Annotated in this window: 3 protein-coding genes and 1 pseudogene; 1 reads left to right on the forward strand and 3 read right to left on the reverse strand. The window is 69.9% G+C overall.

Annotated features, from left to right (window positions below; all coding sequences use genetic code 11):
• The 3 genes and pseudogenes from FV229_RS25545 to FV229_RS25555 all read right to left on the reverse strand — a co-directional run.
• Positions 1–251: pseudogene (locus FV229_RS25545) on the reverse strand (ATPase); the annotation flags it as partial.
• A gap of 111 nt (positions 252–362) precedes the next feature.
• On the reverse strand, positions 363–569 hold the full coding sequence (locus tag FV229_RS25550; RefSeq protein ID WP_147754615.1) for a hypothetical protein: 207 nt from the start codon (positions 567–569) through the stop codon (positions 363–365).
• A 224-nt stretch (positions 570–793) separates the two neighbouring features.
• Positions 794–1,228: a MucR family transcriptional regulator gene (locus FV229_RS25555; protein ID WP_147754613.1), complete on the reverse strand. Its 435-nt coding sequence runs from the start codon at positions 1,226–1,228 to the stop codon at positions 794–796.
• Positions 1,229–1,675: 447 nt separating this feature from the next.
• Between FV229_RS25555 and FV229_RS25560 the strand changes: the two genes are divergently transcribed.
• The gene (locus FV229_RS25560) at positions 1,676–3,793 is read left to right on the forward strand and encodes a S9 family peptidase (RefSeq protein WP_147754614.1); all 2,118 of its coding nucleotides are present in this window, start codon (positions 1,676–1,678) and stop codon (positions 3,791–3,793) included.
• The last annotated feature ends 496 nt before the right edge of the window (positions 3,794–4,289 follow it).

Genomic DNA, 4,289 nt, shown 5'->3' on the forward strand with positions numbered 1-4,289 from the left:
GCGGCGAGCAGGCGCTCGCCGGACGCCGCCGGGAAGCGGCCGCCGCCCAGCGAGACGCCGCCGCCGCAGCGCACGATCAGCATCGCGTCCTCGACCGGATCCGGGAAGGCGTAGGCGCCGTCGGCGGCCAAGGCCGCCAGCAGCCGCTCGCCGGCACGCCCGATCGCGGCCTCCGCGCGCGGCAGGGCGACCGGGCGGGCAAGGGGGCGAGGAGCCAGGCGAGCGGTCCGAGCCTGAGAGGGTTTGTTCATGTTTTGTTCCCAACGCGAACGGTCTTCGTCACGGCGAAGGAAACAGGAGAGTCCTGAAAATCGTCCTAGATCAAGACTTGACGACCACGACGCTGTGGAGCGTCACGCACCCTAGGGTGCAGGGTCGGCGCCGGGCTTCGCCGGCGGATGCTTCAGCACCTCGGCGATCTCGTCCTCGGACTTTCCGCGGACGTCGTAGCCCATCCCGGCGAGGCGCTCGACCAGGGCGTCGCTGTCGGCGGCCGAGCGGGCGGCCCATTCGGCGAGGACGTCGTTCGCCTTGCCGAGGTCGTCGGTCGGGACCGCCTCAGTCGACATCTTGGCATCGCTCATGGGGACAAACCGCTCGCAGAACCAGGCACGGTGACGCGCAAGGTTCGTGCCCATCGCGCGCATTGTCCAGCGCGTGGATGTCGGCTTGCGTGAAGAAAACGCGACCGCACGACGAAAGAGAGCGTCTACCGTGATCCGGAGATCACGGAAGACGCTCGAGATCGCGCGGGACGCGGGTAAACCGTGCCCCGGCGCTCCGCATGGCGGTCTCAGGCGGCTTCGTCGTAATTGCCCGAGCGGGTCTGGCCGAGGCCGATCGCCTTGGCGAGGTCGGAGCGGGCCTTGGCGTAGTTCGGCGCGACCATCGGGTAGTCCGGCGGCAGGCCCCACTTGGCGCGATACTGCTCCGGGCTCATGTCGTACTTGGCGCGCAGGTGGCGCTTGAGCGACTTGAAGGTCCGGCCGTCCTCCAGGCAGATGATGTGGTCGGCGGTGACGGACTTCTTCACCGGCACGGCGGGGGTCAGCGGGCCGGCGGGCACCTCGGCCTCGGCCTGTCCGCCGGCGACCTGCATCAGCGACGCGTGGATGCGGGTGATCAGCTGGGCCAGCTCGCCCGGGGGGACCGGGTTGTTGCTGACGTAGGCCGACACGATGTCGGCTGCGAGTTCCACGTAGTCGACCGTGGTTTCAGTGTCGTTCATGTTCGGCCATGTCCTCTGGACGCTCAGGCTGTCGACGGGTCTTGGGCGGCGCGGGCCGTCGGCCCCGCCGTCTCTCGCCAGGATGCGGGCATTCCCGCAGCAATGTTCGGCCCGCCCGCAAGTGCTGAGTAAAATGCGGGGACCCCTCCCCGCGACGACATCTCATTAGGATATTTGCAGATCGCCCGCAAGTTGCTCGACGACAGTTCGGATACGCAACGTCAACTATCCGGAAGGATATTTCAGCTTAACGAAATCGGCTAAAGCGATGCCTACTCAAGGGCGAAGCATCCCACCGATTCGGCTCTACCCCAGATTGCAGAACCTGCGGAGGACAACGCGGCCGGCACCAAGCCGGGGCGAGACCATTGCACGCCGGGCCTTGTCCGGGGCCGGGCCGCACGGCACATGCCCAGGTTCGCGCAAGTTCTCCACGGGAAATCTCCAATGGCGTTCGACACGGCCCACGTCCCGCCCGCCTCCGACGCGCCGCGTGCGCAGCGCCGGCCGCACAGCTTCGTCGTCCACGGGCGCACCCTGTCGGATGACTACGCCTGGTTGAAGGCCGAGAACTGGCAGGACGTCCTCAAGGACCCGTCGGCGCTGCCGGCCGACATCGGCGACTACTTGAGGTCCGAGAACGCCTACGCCGAGGCGGCGCTCGCCGGCGCGGCGCCGCTGCGCAAAACTTTGGTCGCCGAGATGCGCGGGCGCATCCGCGAGGACGACAGCGGCGTGCCGACGCCGGACGGGCCGTTCGCCTACTACACCCGCCACCGCGACGGCGGGCAGCACCCCCTGGTCTGCCGCCGCCCATCCGCGGCCGGCGACGACGCGGGGGCGGAAGAGATCCTGATCGACGGCGACAAGGAGGGCGAGGGCCTGGCCTTCTTCGAGATCGCCGGGGCCGCCCATTCCGACGACCATGCCCGCCTCGCCTGGGGCGTCGACACCAAGGGCTCGGAGCTGCACGCGATCCGGGTGCGCGACCTCGCGACAGGGACGGACACGGCCGACCGCGTCGAGGCGACCTCCGGCGAGGCGGTCTGGTCGGCCGACGGCGCCGGGTTCTGGTACGTCGCGGTCGACGCCAACCACCGGCCGGCGCGGGTGATGTACCACCGCCTCGGCACCGAGCAGGCGGACGACGCCACGGTCTACGTCGAGCGCGATTCCGGGTTCTTCGTCCACATCGGGGCGACGCAGTCGGGCGCCTACCTCACCATCACCGCGAGCGACCACGAGACCTCGGAGGTCCACCTCCTCGACCGCGCCGCGCCGGACGGGCGCCTGCGCGTGGTGCAGCCGCGCGAGCCGCTGCTGATCTACTCGGTCGAGCATCGCGGCGCGGACCTCTACATCCTCACCAACGCCGACGGCGCCGAGGACTTCAAGGTCGTCACCACCCCGGTGGCCGAACCGGGCCGAAGGCACTGGGCCGACCTGGTGCCGCACCGCGCCGGCACCATGATCCGCCACCTGCATCTGCTCGCCGACCACCTCGTCCGCCTCGAGGTCGAGAACGCCCGGCCGCGGATCATCGTGCGCGACCTCGCGACCGCCGAGGAGCACGCGGTGGCGTTCGCGGAGGAGGCCTACTCGCTGGGCCTCCAGCCCGGCTACGAGTTCGAGACGGCGACGATCCGCTTCGCCTATTCCTCGATGACGACGCCGACGGAGACCTGGGACTACGATTGCGCCACCCGCTCCCGCGCCCTGCGCAAGCGTCAGACCATCCCGAGCGGGCACGCGCCCGAGGACTACGTCACGCGGCGGCTGTTCGCGACCGCCCCGGACGGGGCGCAGGTGCCGATCTCGCTGCTGCACCGGCGCGACCTCGTCCTCGATGGGACGGCGCCGCTTCTGCTCTACGGTTACGGCGCCTACGGCACGCTGATGCCGGCGGCGTTCCGCACCAACCTGCTGAGCCTCGTCGACCGCGGCTTCGTCTACGCCATCGCCCACATCCGCGGCGGCACCGAGAAGGGCTGGCGCTGGTACCTCGACGGCAAGCGCGAGAAGAAGCCCAACACCTTCTCCGACTTCGTCGCCTGCGCCCGTGCCTTGATCCACGCACGGTACACCTCGGAAAAGAAGATCGTGGCGCATGGCGGCAGCGCCGGCGGCATGCTGATGGGGGCGGTGGCCAACCTCGCCCCGGAGCTGTTCGCCGGCATCGTCGCCGACGTGCCCTTCGTCGACGTGCTCAACACCATGCTCGACGCCGAGCTGCCGCTGACACCGCCGGAATGGCCGGAATGGGGAAACCCGGCCGAGAGCGAGGCGGCGTTCCGGACCATCCTGTCGTACTCGCCCTACGACAACGTCGCGGCCAAGGCCTACCCGGCGATCCTGGCGCTCGGCGGCCTCACCGACCCGCGGGTGACCTATTGGGAGCCGGCCAAATGGGTGGCGCGCCTGCGCGCGACCATGACCGGCGGCGGCCCGGTCCTGCTGCGCACCAACATGGAAGCCGGCCACGGCGGCGCCGCCGGCCGCTTCGACCGGCTTGAAGAGGTGGCGCTGATCTACGGCTTCGCGTTGGCGGCGGTGGGCAAGGCGTGAGGGAGAGGCGGCGTTCGGCTGCCACCGTGCCGAACATCCTGACGCGGGAGATGTCCCCCTTCCCAGGTTCCCGATTCACCGATTCCGCACAGCCTCGGATGACGCGCGGCTCCCCCCTCTCCCCGCAGGCGGGGAGAGGCCCGGCTGCACCCCGTCGTGCAGCCGGGTAGCGTCGGCGAAGCCGAAGCGACGGTGAGGGGGAGCTTCCGGAAGAGCCTCCTCCGGCTCAGCCCCCTCACCGTCGGCTGCCGCCTCGCTTTGCCGACGACGAGGTCGTCAAAGCCCTCTCCCCCACCGAAGTCGGGCCTGCCCGACTTCGGCAGGCAGGTTCGGATCTCGGGCAAGCCCGAGATCCGTGCGGGGCGAGGGGATGCGCGCACATCAAGGCGCCAGAAGCAGGGATGTGCGAAGCCTATTGCGTCTCCTTGAGACGTAGATAGCCCTCACGGCTGCGCGGGCGGCGGGCGGATGTCGAGGGGGCGTTCCGGCGGCGGGT

Source organism: Methylobacterium sp. WL120, assembly GCF_008039465.1.
GTDB lineage: Bacteria > Pseudomonadota > Alphaproteobacteria > Rhizobiales > Beijerinckiaceae > Methylobacterium > Methylobacterium cerastii.

What these genes read in the sequence shown, in the direction of transcription:
- FV229_RS25550 (WP_147754615.1), bottom strand. Translation starts at nt 569, where the DNA reads ATGTCGACTGAGGCGGTCCCGACCGACGACCTCGGCAAGGCGAACGAC.
- FV229_RS25555 (WP_147754613.1), bottom strand. Translation starts at nt 1,228, where the DNA reads ATGAACGACACTGAAACCACGGTCGACTACGTGGAACTCGCAGCCGAC.
- FV229_RS25560 (WP_147754614.1), top strand. Translation starts at nt 1,676, where the DNA reads ATGGCGTTCGACACGGCCCACGTCCCGCCCGCCTCCGACGCGCCGCGT.